We start from the raw sequence: 18,219 nt of genomic DNA, 5'->3' as shown, positions 1-18,219 counted from the left end.
TTACGCTTTAGTTTTTTTCTTACTTGGTTGTATATTGTATGTCAATGATCTTTTTTCTTTCCGCAAAACATAGAGAAGCTTTTCTGTCGTTATGTTCTCTATTTGCGGTTGCAAAAGTAATTATTTATTTCTAAATGACAAAATGTTTTCCAAAGAAAATTTGAAGTTTTTTAAGTAACCTTAACTCCCTGACAAACATCCGTCCTTACTGCTTCTGCGCTCCGTTTAACCGGACTGCAAAGATACTAAAATTTTTAAACCCCACAACTTTTATTTCTAAAAATTAATCAGATCATTTTCTAGCCCTTAAAAAGCATTTTCATAAATAGTATCGCTTATCTAAAAGCTCTTCTGTGCTACTAAACAACTCGCGTTTTTCAGTGGGGCAAAGATAACAACTTATCACAACGCAAAACAAACTTATTTAACATAAAATTCATCATCCCGTCATATTAATGCATAAACAACTGGCTGGCAGAGAGAAAAATTTAAACTTATGTTTAGTTTTAAAGTCTACTTGAATACAAAGTGCAGCCCTATTGTTTATTTTGTACATAGATAAGGCTTAAAAAGTCAGCATAGGACTTCTTCAATCCATAAAGAAGAGAATATAATCTTCGAAGATTTGAATACAGAAGTACTTTTAACTACATATATTATGCATTCTGAAACTTTACTGATAAAGGAAATTTCTGTCACGAAAAATAGAGAATGGCTGATCTTTCAACGTAGAATCAAAAGATTATTAAATTAGCGCCTACAAAAGTTTGAAAAGCTCTTTTACTTTTAATGAAGTATTCCTATATATATGTATAAAGGCAAATACGTAATTTTTGATTGGAGAATTTAAAACTGAAAATGAAAGAATATTAAAATTTCATGAGAATGAATTTAGTTATAATATTAATCATTAATACAATAATGCTTACTCATAGTCATCTCTATCAAACTATTTCAATCCTGGTAAATATCTTTCTTCAATAATGCTCAGGTGATGATAATTGTGTCCCACTATCAATTTTCCGATCGTTTCTACAGTCAGTTGGTTTCCGTTGGCCCTACCTATATTTTTTAAAACAGATGGCTCCAGAGTTTCAAGTAATATTTGTGAAGACCTTCTTATCAGTTTATATTCATCAAGTAAGGATTCTAAAGATCGGTTATTGGCAAAAGAAGCTGCAGCATAATTTTCTTCATCGAAGCCGGGTAATTCAGCCTTCTCCCCTCTTGCAAAAGCCAGAATTCTGTATTGAAATATTCTTTCAGTATCAGATAAATGTAGCAAAAGTTCTTTTAGTGTCCATTTTCCTTCTGCGTAGGCAAAAATAGATCGTTGTTCGGAAATGGCAGAATATATCTCCACCGTTTTTTCCCCAGATCTTTTTAATTCTCCTATCCAATCTTCAGAAGGGATCTGATCAAGGTATCTTTGTATGTATTTTTGAAAATCAGACATATTTTTTGAGTTATTACGTTATTAGTGATGAATGAAAAATCAGTGGTGATGGTTTAGAAAAGATGATTGAACTATCCTATTAACAATTCACATTCTAATTCTTCATTTTTAATTTATTTTGTTTGTCCATTCATAAAAATTCACTGAATCATACCGTTCAAAACCGCAAGCAGGATATAATTGATTTCCTACGTCATTGTTTTTTCCTGTTTCCAGAAGGATTCCACAAGCGTCTGATAATCTGCAAAGTTCTTTTGCCTGCTCAATCAATTCTTTGGAATATCCCTTCCCTCTATGGTTTTCGTTGACATAAAGATCATTCAATAACCAATAGCGCTGCATTCTTGTGGATGAGAATATAGGATAGAGCTGGACAAATCCTGTCAGTTTTCCCGCTTCCTCTGCAACAAAAACTTCAGAGTCTCTCTTCTCGAGTCTTTCTTTAAGAAAATTTTCCGCAGAATGGATATCAGACTCTTTGTGATAAAAAATCCTGTATTGGTCGAATAATTCCGCTAATTGACTTATATCTTCGAAAGTAGCTTTTCTGGTATTCTTCATATTGATTATAAATGATGATCGTAGCTCAATACTTGTTTCATTTTCCATTGCTTATCTTCAAGAATCCACAAAATGGTAAATTTTGCACGGCTTCCCTGATTCCATTTTCCATTTGAAAATTCAAAAAAATCATGTTCGCCTTCTTCTATGAAAGCATACAAAACATTATTATTGTGCAAAGGATAAACTTTCATACTATTCGGAACAAGATCACGTCTTACTTTATTAGGTCCTCCACATATATTATTTTTAATGGAAGCAGTAAAAGCTTTCTCTCCGGAAGTAATTCCTCCTTTATCGTGGTAAAACTCCAGGTCGTCGCTTACTATAGATTTATAATGAGAAAGATCACATTTATTAAATCCTATATCAAAGATCAGGCTGTCCAGCTTTTTAGCTGTTTTGTATAATTCATCGGTAGTTTTTACCTGGGAATATACGATCTGACTAAAAAAACTTAAGATTAAAAAGAATTGAATCTTTCTCATTATATTATATTTTAAAGTATTAAGAAAAAGCTTTCTCAAGATCTGCAATAAGATCTTCTGCATCTTCGATCCCAACGCTTAAACGAACAAGATCATCTGTAATACCTAATTCCTCTCGTTTATCAGCAGGAATAGAAGCATGGGTCATCAATGCGGGATGATTGGCTAAAGATTCTACTCCTCCTAAAGATTCTGCTAAAGTGAAAACTCTTACTTTTTCCAAGAATTTAACTGCGTCTTCTTTTTTGCCTGATTTAAAAGTAAAAGAAACCATTCCTCCCGGCTCTCTCATTTGAGATTTTGCCAGTTCGTACTGAGGATGAGATTCCAGTCCAGGGTAAATCACTCGGTCAACTGCCGGATGCGTTTCAAGATATTTAGCTACGGCAAGTCCGTTATCAGAATGACGCTGCATTCTTAATGCTAAAGTTTTGATTCCTCTTAAAACCAGATAAGAATCGTGAGGTCCTAAAATACCACCACTTGCAAACTGAATGAAGTGAAGTTTTTCTCCCAGTTCAGCATCTTTTGCGATCAATGCTCCGGCAATGACATCTGAATGTCCGCCTAAGTATTTTGTAGCTGAGTGCATCACGATATCTGCTCCCAGATCAATAGGTCTTTGAATATAAGGTGTTGCAAAAGTATTATCTACAGCCACTAAAATATCTTTTCCTTTTGCCATTTCCACTACCGCTTTGATATCTACCAGTTTCATCAAAGGATTCGTAGGAGTTTCTACCCAGATCAGTTTGGTTTTGTCTGTGATGACATCAGCAATTTTAGAAACATCATCAAAATTCACGAAAGTAAATTTGAGCTGATATTTTTCAAAAAGTCTTGTAAACATTCTGTATGTACCCCCGTAAAGATCATCTACAGCAACGACCTCATCACCAGGGTTCAGTAATTTCAACACACAGTCGATAGCTGCCAGTCCTGAACCGAAAGCAAGACCTCTTGCTCCGTTCTCAATGCTTGCCAAAGAGTCTTCCAATGCCTGTCTTGTAGGATTGGCTGCTCTTGAATATTCGTATCCGGAATGGACACCCGGACTTTTCTGTGCAAATGTAGAAGTTAAAAATACAGGAACATTTACAGAACCTGTTGCAGACTCGTGATGCTGCCCTCCGTGAATAACTTTTGTATTAAAATTCATAATATTTTTATTTTTATAAGCCTGCCATAAAAAAGTCAAGGCTTTTTGAAACGTTGTCCGATTTTCTTTTTACTTCCAGCTTTCCGTTAAAAGCGTACGCTGCAGCTTCTATCTCTTCCGGAATCTTCTCAGGAACAGTCGTTGTGTAAGAAACCAGATAGTCACTGTTTTCATATTGATCTTTCCCTGTTTCTTTCAGTTCTTCAAACTTTCCATTGATTTTGAGAATGATTTTTTTCAGAGAATGATCTATATAAGCAATATCTGAGCCGTTTCCTTTAATGAAATCATCCATACCAGGAGCAAGCTCCATGATCGATTCTCCTTCCATGTCATGAGGATGAAGGCTTCCCTTTACCATCGCTGCAGGAATTTCCTTTTCTTTGAATAAATAAACATCGAGATCTGCATTTTCAGAAATTTTCTCCGTCCCGGAAACTTCTCTATTTTCAGAAGCAGGAAGTTTTTCTGTCCTGACAACAGAGTCTCCCGTTTTTGTTTCTTTGAGTTCGTCTTTTTTACTGCATGCGGCAAGCAATACCGCTGTACTGATGAGTAAAAGTGCTTTTTTCATATTATTTTGTGATTGGTGCGGAGTTTTGATATTATGATCTGATGGCTGACTTGATAGCGAATTCATCCGCAATCTGCTCCAGCCATTGTGCGACATCTTCTTCTCCGGTAGCTCTCTGGTATGTACTCCCTAAAGATACCAAAATCTGATGAATAAACATTTTCATCTGATCTACGGGCATTTCTTTTGTCCAAAGATCAATTCTTAAAGCTTCCATTGTTTTATCATCCCAAACAGAGATCATTGTAGCTTTTGTTTCCTCTTTTTCCACCCCGCCGTCCTGAGCGTTCCATGTTATGCTTTCAGGAATGTGGTTCTCATCCAACTCTACATCTATTGTAATCTGAGTTTTTCTCATATCAATCTAAAATTTTTCCGCAAAGTTACTACTTCTTCAGCTTATCTAAAATTTCTGCGAAGTTATCTTCATCAGGAAATGATGATTAAAGTAAAAAAGAATTCTTTCGTTGAAGCCGCAATAAATATCGGGTTTCACATAAAAAAATAACCCTCAAATTAATTGAAGGTTATGATGTATTTTAAATGTTAAGGTTTTTTGGGCTTGTAGACTGCTTCATTAAATATCTTTGTGCCGTCAAGCTTTAAGAAATCCACCAGTTTGGTTTCTGGTTTCTGCCTGAAATAAGCTTTGCAGATCTGCCATCCGGTAAAGATTCCAATTTGTGGGGAAGACTCGTTATCAATTTCCGTATAGAATTTTGAGAAAGGTCCAGGAGAAATAAAACGTTCTACCAATCTTGGATCATCCCCGAAGATGAGATTACTTTCAACAAAATAATTCCAGATATTGGATTCATTAGATACCGCCCAATCGTACTGCTTTTTGGTATAGTTCATTTTAAGATAATCCGGCGTATCCGGAAGGAAAGCATCCTGTAAGATCATGATTTTTCCATTAAGAATTACTTTATCTATGAATTTCTGATGATCCGGATCTTCTGTTACAATATTTTCGGCAAAAATCTGGGAAACTTTAGGAACCATATTCTGTGGGTTCATCGACTTCTGAAAATATAATTCGAGTCCTTTGTAATTGGCATTGCCATCACCCATAAATCCTGTGATATCGATGAACAGAAGATTTCCTTTTGAGTCATAAAAAATAGGATCCTGAACCATCTGCAATGCTGATGAAAACAGATAAACCTTAGGATTTTTGAACTGCGGGAAATAATATTTTATATGAGCAAACAGGTCCTGAAGCTCTTTCTGAAGCTTGGTTTCATCTATTTTGCCCGCTGCTTCTTTATAAACCTTGATCTCTTCCACATCAGCTCTTCTTTTGCCAAAATCGGCATCTGAAACGGTTCCCTGGAACCATGGAAATTTAGCTTTAAATTGTTCAAGAGGAATATCCTGATTGTAAAACTGTTTGGAAATATCCGTTAATTCAACTTTTTCTGCAGTATCTTTTACTTCTACTTTCCACTGGTTTTCGGGTTCTTTTTTACATGAATGCAAAGCAAGAACTAAAATGGAAGAAAGGGCAATAATTCTAAAAATCTTCATTATTTTTACATGAAATTTAAGTGTACAAAAATAAGGATTAAAAACACAATCGATGAGGAAAATTAAAATATTTGCAACCCTCTGCGTGATTATTTCAGGATTTTCTTTTTTTTATGCTCAAAAACTTAATTTTAAAGATCAAAACTTTGAAAAAGCTGTGCTGAACAATTTCGATCTTAATAAAAACGGTTTGTTGGAACAGGAGGAAGCAAATGCCGTCAATAATTTATTTTTGGTTCAAAAAGGAATTAAGTCCGCTGAAGATGTGGGCTTTTTCCCCAATGTTAAAATGATTGTACTTGATGACAATACTATCTCCAGTGTTTCACTTGACAATTTCGCCTATCTCGAGCTGTTTTCCTGTACAGGATGTGGAATGTCTTCTTTTAAAGCAGAAAGACTTAAAAACCTGGCCTCACTGTATCTTGACAACAATCTTTTGGAGAATATCTCATTAAAGGAAACTCCGAGAATTGATCAATTAACATTATCTTTAAATCAATTAAAAACCATCGATATCACTGTGCTCAAAAATCTGAGAAAACTGAACGTTGAACACAATAAGATTCAAAAACTTGATATCTCCGGAAACCCAGCCCTTCAAACACTGAACATAAGCGGAAATAAAATGAAGGAAACAGACATCAGGAAAGGAACGAAAACTGATGTTACAATTTTCGGAACCGATCTTTAAATTATTACCATGAAAATAGAAACAAAAAGACTGATCTTAAGAAAACTTGAAGAAACCGATGCTGAACGGATGTTTCTTCTGGATTCTAATCCTGAAGTAATGAAATACATTGGCGTTCCGGTACTCACAGAACTTCATGAATCATTAAACGTGATAAGAATGATCCGGAACCAATATGATGAAAATGGCACAGGAAGATTGGCTGTCATTGAAAAGGAATCAGGACTTTTAATCGGCTGGAGCGGTTTGAAACTGCTTACAGAAGAGACCAACGGTTATAAGAATGTATTGGATCTCGGTTACCGTTATTTACCTGAGTCATGGGGTAAAGGTTATGCAATGGAAGCAGCAAGAGCATCTCTGGATCTTGGATTTATTGAGATGAAAGCTGATGTTATCTATGCTTATGCTCATTGTGAAAATGAGGGTTCCAATCATATTCTAACAAAATTAGGTTTTGAGAAAACCAGTGAATTTGAAGAACCTGATGGGATCTGTAACTGGTATGAACTCAAACGCGAAAAATATATACCATAATATACTGTACTAATCAGGAAGACCGGAGTACAGCTAATACTTCGCAGACATTTCAATTATCCTAAGTCAGATTACGAAAAAACCTGTAATTTTGGAATCTCTTTTCCGTTTGAAATTCCTGAAGTTAACGCATTGGCTGTTGAGCCAATTAAAGACGGATAAAAAATGAATTTGAATAGATTAAAAAAATATAAATAATGCAGACTCAAAAAGTAATAGATCATATTGTAGACTGGTTAAAAGATTATGCTGTAAAAGCTAAAGTAAACGGATATGTTATTGGTGTTTCCGGAGGTGTGGATTCTGGTGTGGTTTCTACTCTTGCCGCTATGACGGGATTGAAAACCCTTCTTATCGAAATGCCCATCCGTCAGAAGCCGGATCAGATAGACCGTGCCTGGGAACATATGAATGATCTGAAATCAAAGTTTCCCAATGTAGAGGCGATGTCTGTAAATCTGACTCCTGCTTTTGAAGAACTTTATAAGTCGTTTGATGTCAAAGATGAACTGTTTCCTAATGAAAAGCTTGCTTTTGCCAATACGAGATCACGTCTTAGAATGCTGACGCTTTATTATTACGGACAACTGAATGGTCTTCTGGTATGCGGAACAGGAAATAAAGTGGAAGATTTCGGGATCGGGTTTTATACAAAATATGGTGATGGTGGTGTAGATGTCTCTCCTATCGCAGACCTTTACAAAACGGAAGTATACACGCTTGCAAGAGCTTTAAATCTGGTTAAAAATATCCAGGAAGCCATTCCTACAGATGGTCTTTGGGATGTAGACAGAACGGATGAACAGCAGATTGGTGCTACCTATCCTGAACTGGAAAAGATTCAGAAAGAATATGGAACCAAAACTGCCGATGACTATGAAGGCCGTGATAAAGAGGTCTTTTTAATTTTTGACAGAATGCATAAAGCAGCTCAACATAAAATAAATCCTATCCCGGTTTGCGATATTCCTGAGGAATGGAGAAATGATTAGTTTTGAGTTATAAATTTTATATATGAACGGTAAAATAAGGTCTGTATTTTTTATTTGTCTTGGACTTCTCTTCGGAATGTCTGTGATGTATATCTACAATAATTTTATTGCAGACAAAAAGGGAAATACAGGGACAGCAAAAACAGAAGCTTCCCGCTACGGAAGTACTTCTATGGATTCGAAAGGCACCATTGGAAATAGTTCATCACCGTCTATCGACCAGCTGACAGAAGAAAAAACAGTCATTAGCTACGTTAAGCAAAACCACAGGCTTCCTGATTATTACATCACTAAAAATGAGGCAAGAAAGTTGGGCTGGAATCCTTCAAAAGGAAACTTGTGTGACGTATTACCCGGAAGAGCTATCGGTGGTGATCGGTTCAGCAACCGTGAGAAAAGACTTCCCGCAAATGAAAAATATTATGAAGCGGATGTGAACTACCGTTGTGGCAACCGAAATGCAGACCGTATTATTTTTACGCAAGACGGCGATGTGTATCTGACCAAAAACCATTATAAGAGTTTTGAAAAGCAGTAATTGAGCTTGTCATTTCGAGGAGAGCAGCGACGAAGCAATCTTTATGATAAAAGGACCATGAAACCAGGTTTTGTTTATATAATGACCAACAAAAACAAGACAACTCTCTATACAGGAGTTACTTCAAACCTGCCCAAACGTGTGCAAGAACATAAAGCAATGTATTACCAGCAAAGCTTTACCTCAAGATATAACTTATACATACTGGTCTACTAGGAATCTTTTCAGGAAATAGGAGATGCTATTTTCGGGAAAAACAAATCAAAGCAGGCTCAAGACAGAAAAAAATAGATTTAATAAATTCAATAAATCCTGATTGGAGAGATTTAGCAGATGATATCGAAAATATCACGGATGTTTTTTGAGATTGCTTCGTCGCTAGCTCCTCGCAATGACTAATATTAAATGAATAAAAAAAGAATATGAAGACAATATATATCGATTTTACAGACATCGGCGACTACGACGATTTTTACGCCCAATTAAAGGAAAAAGTAAGTCTTACGGAATATTTCGGAGATAATCTGGATGCGCTTTCTGATGTCATTACCGGAGAACTGGAGATGCCGCTTCACCTTGAATTCGTCAATATGACGGTAGACCAGCTGGAAATCTTTGAAGATCTGCTGACCACTCTGGAAGATGCTGAGGACGAAGCTGAAGACTTTACCTTCACCTATTATCTGGAACAGTACGATGATGAAGACGAGGAGGAGAATGATGGTGAAAATGAATAGATAACAAATTTTAACTACACTATTTTAATATATAATATTCTCTTTTTTTAGGTTGTTTTACAAATAAAAGATTAATATTTGCAACATAGCAATCATTAATCTTTCTCGTAAAACTAAACCATGAAAAGAGTATCATTTTCTCTTCTATTCTTACTGACACATTTTGCTTTCACTACTGCTCAAACAGGCATCAACACTCCTTCTCCATCTTCTACACTGGATATCAGTGCAAAGAATTCAACAGGAACTTCCACAGATACAGAGGGATTGCTGGTGCCGCGGGTAGACAGACAAAGAGCACAAAATATGACCACAGTTCCTGTATCAACATTAATCTATGTTAACAATATTACCACAGGAACATTAACCGGTACAGCAGCCCGTATTGATTCAGCAGGATATTATTATTTTGATGGAACAGTATGGACCAAACTCGTTACTTCACTCAACATTTATAATTCTGACGGGATTTTATCTGATCCCAGAACGGTAACAACCAACGGTAATCTTTTAAGCTTCATTAATGGAGTCAACAATGTAAAATTTGGTACTTCAGCCACTGAAGCTTCGCTTTCAGCCAACGGATCGTCCAGAGGATGGCTAAATCTTGCCGGAGGTTCTGCAAATCTTGATTATTACGTAAACAACACAGGTGTTGGCCAATTGGTTTCCTTCGGAACTTCTACTCAACTAAGTATTGGTTCTACCAATGCCTCTCCCCTCGCCCTTAAAACAAACGGAACGGATCGAATTACTATTTTAAGTAATGGAAATACAGGTGTAGGAACCTCAACCCCCAATACAAAACTGGAAATTTCTTCCGGCACAGCCAATATTTCAGGGACAAAACTTACGAACCTTACTTCATTGTCTCCCATCAGCACAGGGCAGACTTTAGGCGTAGATTCTGCAGGAAATGTAATAACTGTAGCCAACCCAGCGCCTGCAAGTGTCACAACTGCTTCTGTAAACAGTACCACGGGAGCCAGTTTTAATGTAAACGACACGACTGTGATCATGGTCCCGGGAACGTCACAGACTGTGGCTATTCCTACAGGTGGAAAAGCATTGTTTATCAATTTTATGCTGGGAATAGATTATGGAAGCAACCCTACAGGAAGTGGCGCCTCTTACTATGAAGCAAGATTGTATCTGGACGGTGCAGCCACAGACTGCTATATGCGAACCCAGGAATACGGACCTGGTGGATTCAGTGCTCAGTTCAGCTTTAATACGGTAAAATTTCTTGCAGCCGGAAATCACACAATCGATGTAAGAATGACACGAACCTTTAATAATGGAGTGGCTTCGGGTACCAATATGCTCTGCATTCCGATTTCTATGTCATTCAATGCCACGTATTTGAATTAAGGTAATTATTCAAGTAATCCTATTACATTCTTTACCGTAAAAATTAATGACGTATCCTCTTAAAAAATTTCCCATGAAAAGAATACAACTCTCCATATTATTGATTATTTCAGGCTATTCACTTATGTATGCACAAGTGGGTATCAACACTACCACTCCTCTTTCCACATTAGATATTAATGCCAGAAATGCTACAGGTACTTCCACAGATACAGATGGAATACTAGTCCCCAGACTAGACAGACAAAGGGCACAGAGTATGAACAGTGTTCCTGTTTCTACAATGATTTACATCAACAGTATTACCACCGGTACCCAAAACGGCACTGCTGTCAATATAGATACAACTGGATTTTACTACTATAACGGAACTTCCTGGATAAAACTCATTCCTTCTAACACTATTTATACTTCAGACGGCACTTTAAATGGACTCAGACTGATCACAACCAATGGAAACTCTATCAGCTTTGTCAACGGAGCCAGTACTATAGGCATTATCACCAGTGCAGCAGAAGGAGGCTTTTCAGCAAGTGGATCAGCTAAAGGGTCTGTCATTTTATCTTCATCTGCCGAAACATTGGAAACCTATGCAGATAATGGCAATGCTACCCAAATGAATTCTTCAGGAACAATCACAAAATTAAGTATAGGAACAACGAATACAGCCCCTCTTTCTCTTAAAACAAACGGAACAGAAAAACTGATCTTACTGAATAACGGGAATGTAGGAATCGGCACTTCTTCCCCTAATACTGCATTGGAATTAACTTCGGGAACGACAAATACATCCGGCTTAAGATTCACTAATCTTACCTCTACCTCTCCAATAGGTGCGGGACAGGCTTTGGGTGTGGATACCAATGGAAATGTAGTGACTGTTGCTAATCCCAATCCTACTACTGTAAGTACTTCATCGGTAAACAGTACAGCAGAGGTCAACTTTACGGTGAATGATGTCACCGCTACCATCATCTCCGGAACATCACAATCAATAAATGTTCCCGCAGGTGGAAAAGCTTTATTTATCAATTTTATGCTTGGAGTGGATTACATCAATAATCCGTCAGGAAGTGGAACCGCCTATTATGAAGCAAGATTATATATAGACGGTATAGCCACCGACTGTTATATGAGGACACAGGAAATAGGAATCAGTGCGAATGCTTCTTTTAGCATCAGTACCATAAAATTTCTTGCTGCGGGAAATCATACAGTCGACGTCAGAATGCAGAGAACCTTCAATAACGGGACAGCCTCCGGTGCAGACATGCTTTGCAATCCAATGTCAGTATCATTTAATGCTTCTTATTTAAACTAAGCTTCAAATCATTAAGATCTGAATAATTAAATAGTACAACAATTAATCATTATTTTAAACTTAATTCATGAAAAAATTTCAATTCTCCATTATATTTCTTTTAAGTGGCATTTCTCTTGTTCTGGCACAGGTGGGAATTCATACCAGTCTACCGCTTTCTACCCTTGACATTAATGCAAAAAATTCTACCGGCACAAGCAACGGTGTTGATGGATTATTAATCCCCAGAGTAGACAGAGAAAGAGCTCAAAGCATGACTTCCGTTCCCATTTCAACATTGATTTTCATAAACAGTATTTCAACAGGAACATCAGCAGGCACTGCTATCAACATAGATGCAACAGGATATTATTATTTTAGCGGAACAGCATGGGTAAAACTGGGAACATCCAATTTCTATAATTCGAACGGCAGATTAGCAGGGACGAGAATAGTAACAACCAACGGAAACCCTATAGTCTTTATGAATGATATGACCAGTGTAGGAATTGTAGCAAGCTCAGTTTTGGGAACTCTTTCTGCCAACGGATCTTCACGAGGATCTCTGTCATTGACCGGAGGATCGTCGCATCTCGACCTCTATGTGGATGACAATAATCAGGCACAGATTAATTCTTACGGAAACTCTACTCAATTAAGTATAGGTACTACCAACGATGCTGCATTAGCTTTAAAAACTAATGACAGAGAAAAAATTATAATACTGGGTAACGGAAATGTGGGTATAGGAACCAACACGCCCGGTTCAAAATTTGAAATTGCTTCCGGAAATGCCAATATCTCCGGATTAAGGTTCACCAATCTTACCTCAGCTTCTCCCACCGGTACAGGACAATCTATAGGTGTAGATACGAACGGAAATATAATTACGGTCGCCAATCCTTCTCCGGCAAGCATCAATACAGCTACCGTGAATAACACCAACGGCATTGATTTTAATGTGAATGATCTTGCAGCTACAGTCGTAACCGGTACATCGCAGTCTATTACAATTCCTTCCGGAGGTAAAACTTTATTTATTAATTTCATGCTTGGAATTGATTATACAGGCACCCCTGAAGGAGGTGGAAAGGCTACTTATGAAGCCAGATTATATATTGACGGAGTGGCAACAGACTGTTATTTAAGGACTCAGGAAACCTCAGCCGGAACCAATACCCAATTTACCATCAATACGGTTAAATTTCTCAACACGGGAAATCACACATTAGATGTAAGAATGATAAGAGCAGTCAACAATGGAACGACCTCTGGTGTCACCATGACTTGCAGGCCTATTTCAATGTCGTTTAACGCTTCCTATATTAATTAGAAATTAAATAAAAGGATACAAAAACTCTCAGCATTTCTGGGAGTTTTTTTTGGGTCAAAATATTTAATCAAAAAAATATTTAATTTTTTTTCAAAAATAAAAACCAAACAGTCATGCATCTCGTATATACTTTAAAATGCAAGTATTGATAATAAAAAAGGACTACCGAAAACCTACTTATCAATCAAACTAAAAACCATTTAACCATTAATTATTCATTAAAATACCGATGTAACTATTGGAATTTTTTTGATCAATTAAATAAAAAACTAAACAGAGATGAAAAAAAAGAATTGTGTGGTTGGATTTCTACTGGTTGGCTTTTCACTTGTAACAGCCCAGGTTGGAATAGGGATATCTTCTCCGAATACCAATGCAGCATTAGACATCACAAGTACAAATAAAGGACTCCTTCTTCCTAGAGTTGCTCTTGTTTCCACGAACAGTGCCTCCCCGCTTTCAGCCCATGTCGCCGGAATGACAGTTTATAATACAGCCACCAATACTTCTGTGGCTGCCAGTCCTGTATATCCGGGAGAGTATTATAATGATGGTACACAATGGTTAAGGAAATCCACGTGGAATGATGCCAGAATGATTACCGGAGGAGGAATAAATGATGCTATATCATTGACCACAGCAGATGTTGTTGCCGAAACGGCATCGACTACCATACTCAGTACGATTTCTTTTACATTAGACAGGCCGTCTACTGTGGAGTTCAGTGCTGATGTTTCTACGCGCTATACTGCTTCAGGAAGCAATACCACACCTTTATCAGATGGAGCTGTAAAATTGTGTACTCTTAATTTCCAGTTTACGACGGCCCCTGCAGGAGTTTCAACAACCGCTTTTTTTGGTGATCATTCTGCCTCGTATACTACCGCACTTTCTGCCGCAGCAACAGCAACGGGAGATGTTTATCTGAATCCTTACGGAGTGGTTACCTTACCTGCAGGAAGTTATGTCCTTAATTTAAGAGGTACAGCATTAAGCGGAACTGCATTTAGAATTGGTTATGGTGGAGGAACTCATGATATGATCCAGATCAGAGCGACTCCATTACAGTAATCAAAGCTTCATCAATTTTTTAACACCAATAAATATCACAAAATGAAAAAAAATAGATATACGATCCCTTTATTTCTGGCCTTCTTTTCATTCACAAACGCCCAGGTAGGTGTGGGATTATCTGCTCCCAATACGAATGCAGAGTTGGACATCACAAGTGCAACCAAAGGTATTTTACTACCCAGAGTCGCATTGACTGCTACTAATAATCCGGCACCGTTAACAGCTCATGTGGCAGGAATGATGGTATATAATACGGTAACCAATACTTCAGTTGCTGCCAATCCGGTATACCCCGGTGAATATTATAATGATGGAACCCAATGGCAGAGAAAGTCTGCACTGAATGATGTAAGAATGATCACAGGAGGGACTATTGCCGATATCCTTTCCTCTACTCCCGTAGATATTGCTGCAGGCACTCCTACTACGACTACTTTAAGTACATTTTCTTTTACACTGGACAGACCATCGAGTGTAGAGTTCAGTGGAAATATTTCGATGTCATTTAATGCCAGCGGTGACAGTACGATACCCTTAGGAGATTCAGCCATAAAACTAGTGACTTCCAATTTCGTTTTTACCACAGCCCCAAGCGGAATAGCTGTGAATACACCTTTTGGAGACAGCACCATCACTTATATGAATGCAACTACAGCCAATATTACAACCATTATAGGAAATTTTTATACCGCGCCTCATGCCACGCTTCTGTTACCAGCGGGAAATTATGTGGTCAATGTCAACGGATTGGCATCCAGCAGTAATGCATTTAGAGTTACGTATGGATCTGGAGTCAGAGATATGGTTCAGATTAAGGCCACTCCAACAAAATAGTTGGGAAAATTTTGACTTTAAACGTACTAAAAACATAATCAATGAAAAATTTATTTGCTGCATTTATCATTCTTTCAAGTGTTCCATCAACAATGATGGCGCAGGTAGGAATAGGCATTGCTTCCCCCAACGCTAATGCTATGCTTGAGGTCAGCAGTACCAATAAAGGACTCTTGCTTCCGAGAGTAGCGCTTACAGCGACCAATAATCCCTCTCCTCTTTCAGCGCATGTTGCCGGAATGACCGTATATAACACTGCTACCAATACCACTGTAGCAGCCAATCCTGTTTATCCGGGAGAATATTATAATGATGGAACACAATGGCAGAGAAAAACAGCTTGGTTTGAAAAAACAATGCTTTCAGGAGGAACCATAGGTGGCGATGCACTTGGTACAATCAGTTTAGATGTTCCGGCAGCTACCACGACCGGATCCATTACAACTATTACTTTGGCTACTGTATCATTTACTTTAAGTAAACCTTCTGTAGTGGAATTTGATTCCAATATCTCGGCAATTTTCACCAACTCAGGTATTGCCCCGGGCGGTACAGGAGCTGGAATAACGGATAACGCGGTTAAGCTTTGTAATGTATATTATTCATTTACGGCAGCTCCTGCCAGCATACCGATCAATACAGTATTTGGGTTATCCACACTATCGTATACGAATAGTTTTTCAACTTTTATCACAACCGGTAATTTTTATCTTGTACCCCGTTCTACTTTAGTATTACCAGCCGGAAACTATACTCTTACAGTTAATGGTGCCGGTGGAAGCGGTACTGCTTTCAGGATAACATTTGGTTCAGGAAACCGCGATGCCATCAATATAAGAGCAACACCTTCCAAATAAAATTTTGTCAACAGATATAATTTGTTTGAAATTAATACCAAAAAAAGAGATGCAGATTATGCATCTCTTGGATATTATACTACTTAAAAATCTCTTGGATTTTATATTCCATTCGTTTTCAATTAAGAACAGAAATATCAAATACCAAAGTGTAATTATCCTTATTTCTATTCACAGTTGGGTAGGTATATTATTTCTGTAGTTTTCAAACAAACTCCATTACAGCAGATATGAAGTTGCGGACATGTAAGATCAACTGAACATGCATTTCCGCTACCCTTGATCATTTTCAGATTTTCTCGTGATAATTTTTTCATGACTCAATATTTTAATTAGTATTCCAAATATATAAATATATCCCAAAATCTAGAATTAAATATAATTGATTATTTAAATAAACGTTTGAGGGCTGACCATATCCAATGAAAACCCGGATTAAAATTTTTATAATTAGCACGATCTATCAAAAAAAAACATTCCCCGAAAGGAATGCTTTGTATACTTTGAAATTTTATTACCTTCCAATAACCTCTGTAATCGGGTTTCCTACATTTCCACTCGGGAACTGAATTTTCAGCAGTGATGAAACAGTAGGGGCAATATCGGTCATGTGATATTCTTTATTACTTTCTCCCTGATGGATTCCCCATCCCATAAAGATCAGTGGAATGTGAGAGTCATACGAATTCCATACACTATGGGTAGTTCCTGTTTTAGAGTAAGGAGGAAGCATTGAATCATGAGAAATAAGCTGAATATCACCGCTTCTCTGTCTGTTGATTCCGTTGATGATTCTCTGTTTAATCGGTTCCGGAATCGTAGCTTCCTGAACTTCATCTACAGACACGGCATACAAAACAGTAGGATCTTTCTGCAATTCTTTGATGGTAAAATCTCTCAGGTCATCCAATTCTATTTTATTATCCTTCATCAGCTTTCTGTCAAAATAGATCTGATAATTATCTACGGCATTGATGAGCTGATCAACTCCGAATTTATCTTTCAGTTTCTGGTTGATATCTTTTTCCATTCCCTCTCCGAAGAATCCTGTGGTGATCTTATGTTCTTTCAAAAATCCAACTGAATGAGCTCCACCGTGGTCAGCAGAAAGGAAAACCGTATACTCGCCCTTTCCTACTTTTGAGTCCAGATAGCTGAAAAACTGAGCCAGATCCTGATCAAGTCTTAAGTACACATCTTCTACTTCGATAGAATTGGGCCCGAATTTGTGACCTGCATAATCTGTAGAAGCCAGGTTGATGGCTAAAAAGTCAGTAATATTATCTCCCCCTAATTTCTCTCCTTCTACAGAAGCTTCGGCCAATTTCAGTGTCAGTGTATTTCCGAAAGGCGTATAACGGATATTATCTTTTTTAGTCTTATAATCCTGAGCTAAATTGCTGTAAGGAAAAACAGGGGTCTTTGCACTTCCGAGAAGGCCTTCCCATGAAGAATTATCAGGTGAGCTTTCTGTATATTGGTTGATCGGAAGTAAAGTGTTCCAGCCGTTTGCTACTAATTTTTCAGGAAGATTCTGAGAATTGAAAGACTTTACCCACTGAGGCAGGTCATTCATATACCAGGTACTTGTAATAAAATTTCCTGTACTGTCATCAAACCAAAATGCTCCGTTCGGCGTATGGCCTGCAGGAAGAATGGAAGCACGGTCTTTCAATGAAACTCCGATTACTTTTCCCTGGAAATTGGTCGCCAGCCTCAACTCATCAGTCACTGTGGTAGACCAAAGATTTTTTGGAGAATGACTTCCTGTCTTTGTATTGGTTGTTCCTACCGGCTGAACGCTTTCGTCTGCCGTACAGTATACGTTTTTTCCTGTTTCTTTATCTGTCCAGTCGTTTCCGGCAATCCCGTGGATGGCAGGTACAGAACCTGTATAGATGCAGGTATGTCCCAAAGCAGTAATGGTAGGTACATAGGGAATGTGAACGTTATTTAAAGAATATCCAGTATTCAGAAGTCTTTTAAAACCATCGTTTCCGTATTTATTATAAAAACGGTACAGATAGTCCCATCTCATCTGGTCAACGACTAATCCTACAACTAATTTGGGTCTTTCTAACTGAGAATTTTTGTTCTTCTGAGCATTGATTGTAATTACGGACAATAAAGCCGCTGCCGCAATTGAAATTTTCCTAAGCATCTAGTAAATTTTTGTTGATCACA

Annotated in this window: 20 protein-coding genes; 12 read left to right on the top strand and 8 right to left on the bottom strand. The window is 37.5% G+C overall.

Annotation, left to right across the window (positions count from 1 at the left end; genetic code table 11):
• Nucleotides 1-949: 949 nt before the first annotated feature.
• The 7 genes from BUC06_RS21040 to gldB all read right to left on the bottom strand — a co-directional run bounded on the left by BUC06_RS21040 (nucleotide 950) and on the right by gldB (nucleotide 5,768).
• Nucleotides 950-1,456: a DinB family protein gene (locus BUC06_RS21040; RefSeq protein ID WP_073336233.1), complete on the bottom strand. Its 507-nt coding sequence runs from the start codon at nucleotides 1,454-1,456 to the stop codon at nucleotides 950-952.
• Between the two features lie 108 nt (nucleotides 1,457-1,564).
• Entirely contained in the window at nucleotides 1,565-2,017 is a 453-nt protein-coding gene (locus BUC06_RS21035) for a GNAT family N-acetyltransferase (protein WP_073336231.1), read from the bottom strand.
• Between the two features lie 5 nt (nucleotides 2,018-2,022).
• Nucleotides 2,023-2,505, bottom strand: a complete 483-nt coding sequence (locus BUC06_RS21030; RefSeq protein ID WP_073336239.1) for a nuclear transport factor 2 family protein — start codon at nucleotides 2,503-2,505, stop codon at nucleotides 2,023-2,025.
• A gap of 19 nt (nucleotides 2,506-2,524) precedes the next feature.
• The gene (locus tag BUC06_RS21025) at nucleotides 2,525-3,667 is read right to left on the bottom strand and encodes a cystathionine gamma-synthase (RefSeq protein ID WP_262487940.1); all 1,143 of its coding nucleotides are present in this window, start codon (nucleotides 3,665-3,667) and stop codon (nucleotides 2,525-2,527) included.
• A 10-nt stretch (nucleotides 3,668-3,677) separates the two neighbouring features.
• A complete protein-coding gene (locus tag BUC06_RS21020; protein ID WP_073336227.1) occupies nucleotides 3,678-4,238 on the bottom strand; it encodes a hypothetical protein in 561 nt (186 codons plus the stop codon).
• 31 nt (nucleotides 4,239-4,269) lie between these two features.
• Nucleotides 4,270-4,596 carry a gliding motility protein GldC gene (gldC, locus tag BUC06_RS21015; protein WP_073336225.1) on the bottom strand — a complete coding sequence of 109 codons (327 nt, stop codon included), beginning with the start codon at nucleotides 4,594-4,596 and terminating at the stop codon, nucleotides 4,270-4,272.
• A 188-nt stretch (nucleotides 4,597-4,784) separates the two neighbouring features.
• Nucleotides 4,785-5,768 (bottom strand): gliding motility lipoprotein GldB, encoded by a 984-nt coding sequence (gene gldB / locus BUC06_RS21010; RefSeq protein ID WP_083564153.1) that lies wholly within the window; start codon nucleotides 5,766-5,768, stop codon nucleotides 4,785-4,787.
• A 52-nt stretch (nucleotides 5,769-5,820) separates the two neighbouring features.
• On the opposite strand from gldB, the gene BUC06_RS21005 reads away from it, so the two are divergent.
• The 12 genes from BUC06_RS21005 to BUC06_RS20950 all read left to right on the top strand — a co-directional run bounded on the left by BUC06_RS21005 (nucleotide 5,821) and on the right by BUC06_RS20950 (nucleotide 16,035).
• Nucleotides 5,821-6,462 carry a leucine-rich repeat domain-containing protein gene (locus BUC06_RS21005; RefSeq protein ID WP_073336223.1) on the top strand — a complete coding sequence of 214 codons (642 nt, stop codon included), beginning with the start codon at nucleotides 5,821-5,823 and terminating at the stop codon, nucleotides 6,460-6,462.
• Between the two features lie 9 nt (nucleotides 6,463-6,471).
• Nucleotides 6,472-6,999, top strand: a complete 528-nt coding sequence (locus tag BUC06_RS21000) for a GNAT family N-acetyltransferase (RefSeq protein WP_073336221.1) — start codon at nucleotides 6,472-6,474, stop codon at nucleotides 6,997-6,999.
• A gap of 197 nt (nucleotides 7,000-7,196) precedes the next feature.
• Nucleotides 7,197-7,991, top strand: a complete 795-nt coding sequence (gene nadE / locus BUC06_RS20995; protein WP_073336219.1) for an NAD(+) synthase — start codon at nucleotides 7,197-7,199, stop codon at nucleotides 7,989-7,991.
• Between the two features lie 22 nt (nucleotides 7,992-8,013).
• Complete coding sequence (locus BUC06_RS20990) at nucleotides 8,014-8,529, top strand: ribonuclease domain-containing protein (RefSeq protein ID WP_228423862.1); 516 nt, start codon at nucleotides 8,014-8,016, stop codon at nucleotides 8,527-8,529.
• Nucleotides 8,530-8,586: 57 nt separating this feature from the next.
• Complete coding sequence (locus BUC06_RS24395) at nucleotides 8,587-8,745, top strand: GIY-YIG nuclease family protein (RefSeq protein ID WP_317041440.1); 159 nt, start codon at nucleotides 8,587-8,589, stop codon at nucleotides 8,743-8,745.
• Nucleotides 8,746-8,951: 206 nt separating this feature from the next.
• The gene (locus tag BUC06_RS20980; protein WP_073336215.1) at nucleotides 8,952-9,266 is read left to right on the top strand and encodes a barstar family protein; all 315 of its coding nucleotides are present in this window, start codon (nucleotides 8,952-8,954) and stop codon (nucleotides 9,264-9,266) included.
• A gap of 120 nt (nucleotides 9,267-9,386) precedes the next feature.
• Nucleotides 9,387-10,637: a hypothetical protein gene (locus tag BUC06_RS20975; RefSeq protein ID WP_073336213.1), complete on the top strand. Its 1,251-nt coding sequence runs from the start codon at nucleotides 9,387-9,389 to the stop codon at nucleotides 10,635-10,637.
• A 73-nt stretch (nucleotides 10,638-10,710) separates the two neighbouring features.
• Nucleotides 10,711-11,958, top strand: coding sequence for a hypothetical protein (locus BUC06_RS20970; RefSeq protein ID WP_139263416.1), 1,248 nt, complete (start codon nucleotides 10,711-10,713; stop codon nucleotides 11,956-11,958).
• Nucleotides 11,959-12,025: 67 nt separating this feature from the next.
• A complete protein-coding gene (locus BUC06_RS20965) occupies nucleotides 12,026-13,270 on the top strand; it encodes a hypothetical protein (protein WP_073336209.1) in 1,245 nt (414 codons plus the stop codon).
• Nucleotides 13,271-13,549: 279 nt separating this feature from the next.
• A complete protein-coding gene (locus tag BUC06_RS20960; RefSeq protein ID WP_073336207.1) occupies nucleotides 13,550-14,341 on the top strand; it encodes a hypothetical protein in 792 nt (263 codons plus the stop codon).
• A gap of 42 nt (nucleotides 14,342-14,383) precedes the next feature.
• The gene (locus BUC06_RS20955) at nucleotides 14,384-15,178 is read left to right on the top strand and encodes a hypothetical protein (RefSeq protein ID WP_073336205.1); all 795 of its coding nucleotides are present in this window, start codon (nucleotides 14,384-14,386) and stop codon (nucleotides 15,176-15,178) included.
• Between the two features lie 41 nt (nucleotides 15,179-15,219).
• On the top strand, nucleotides 15,220-16,035 hold the full coding sequence (locus tag BUC06_RS20950) for a hypothetical protein (RefSeq protein WP_073336203.1): 816 nt from the start codon (nucleotides 15,220-15,222) through the stop codon (nucleotides 16,033-16,035).
• Between the two features lie 514 nt (nucleotides 16,036-16,549).
• On the opposite strand, the gene pafA is transcribed toward BUC06_RS20950, so the two are convergent.
• Nucleotides 16,550-18,196, bottom strand: a complete 1,647-nt coding sequence (pafA, locus tag BUC06_RS20945) for an alkaline phosphatase PafA (protein ID WP_073336201.1) — start codon at nucleotides 18,194-18,196, stop codon at nucleotides 16,550-16,552.
• Nucleotides 18,197-18,219: the final 23 nt, after the last annotated feature.

Origin of the sequence: Chryseobacterium carnipullorum (assembly GCF_900142785.1) — a bacterium.
Lineage (GTDB): Bacteria > Bacteroidota > Bacteroidia > Flavobacteriales > Weeksellaceae > Chryseobacterium > Chryseobacterium carnipullorum.
Note: the sequence above shows the minus strand (reverse complement) of the source record. Positions and strands in the feature narration are given on the sequence as shown.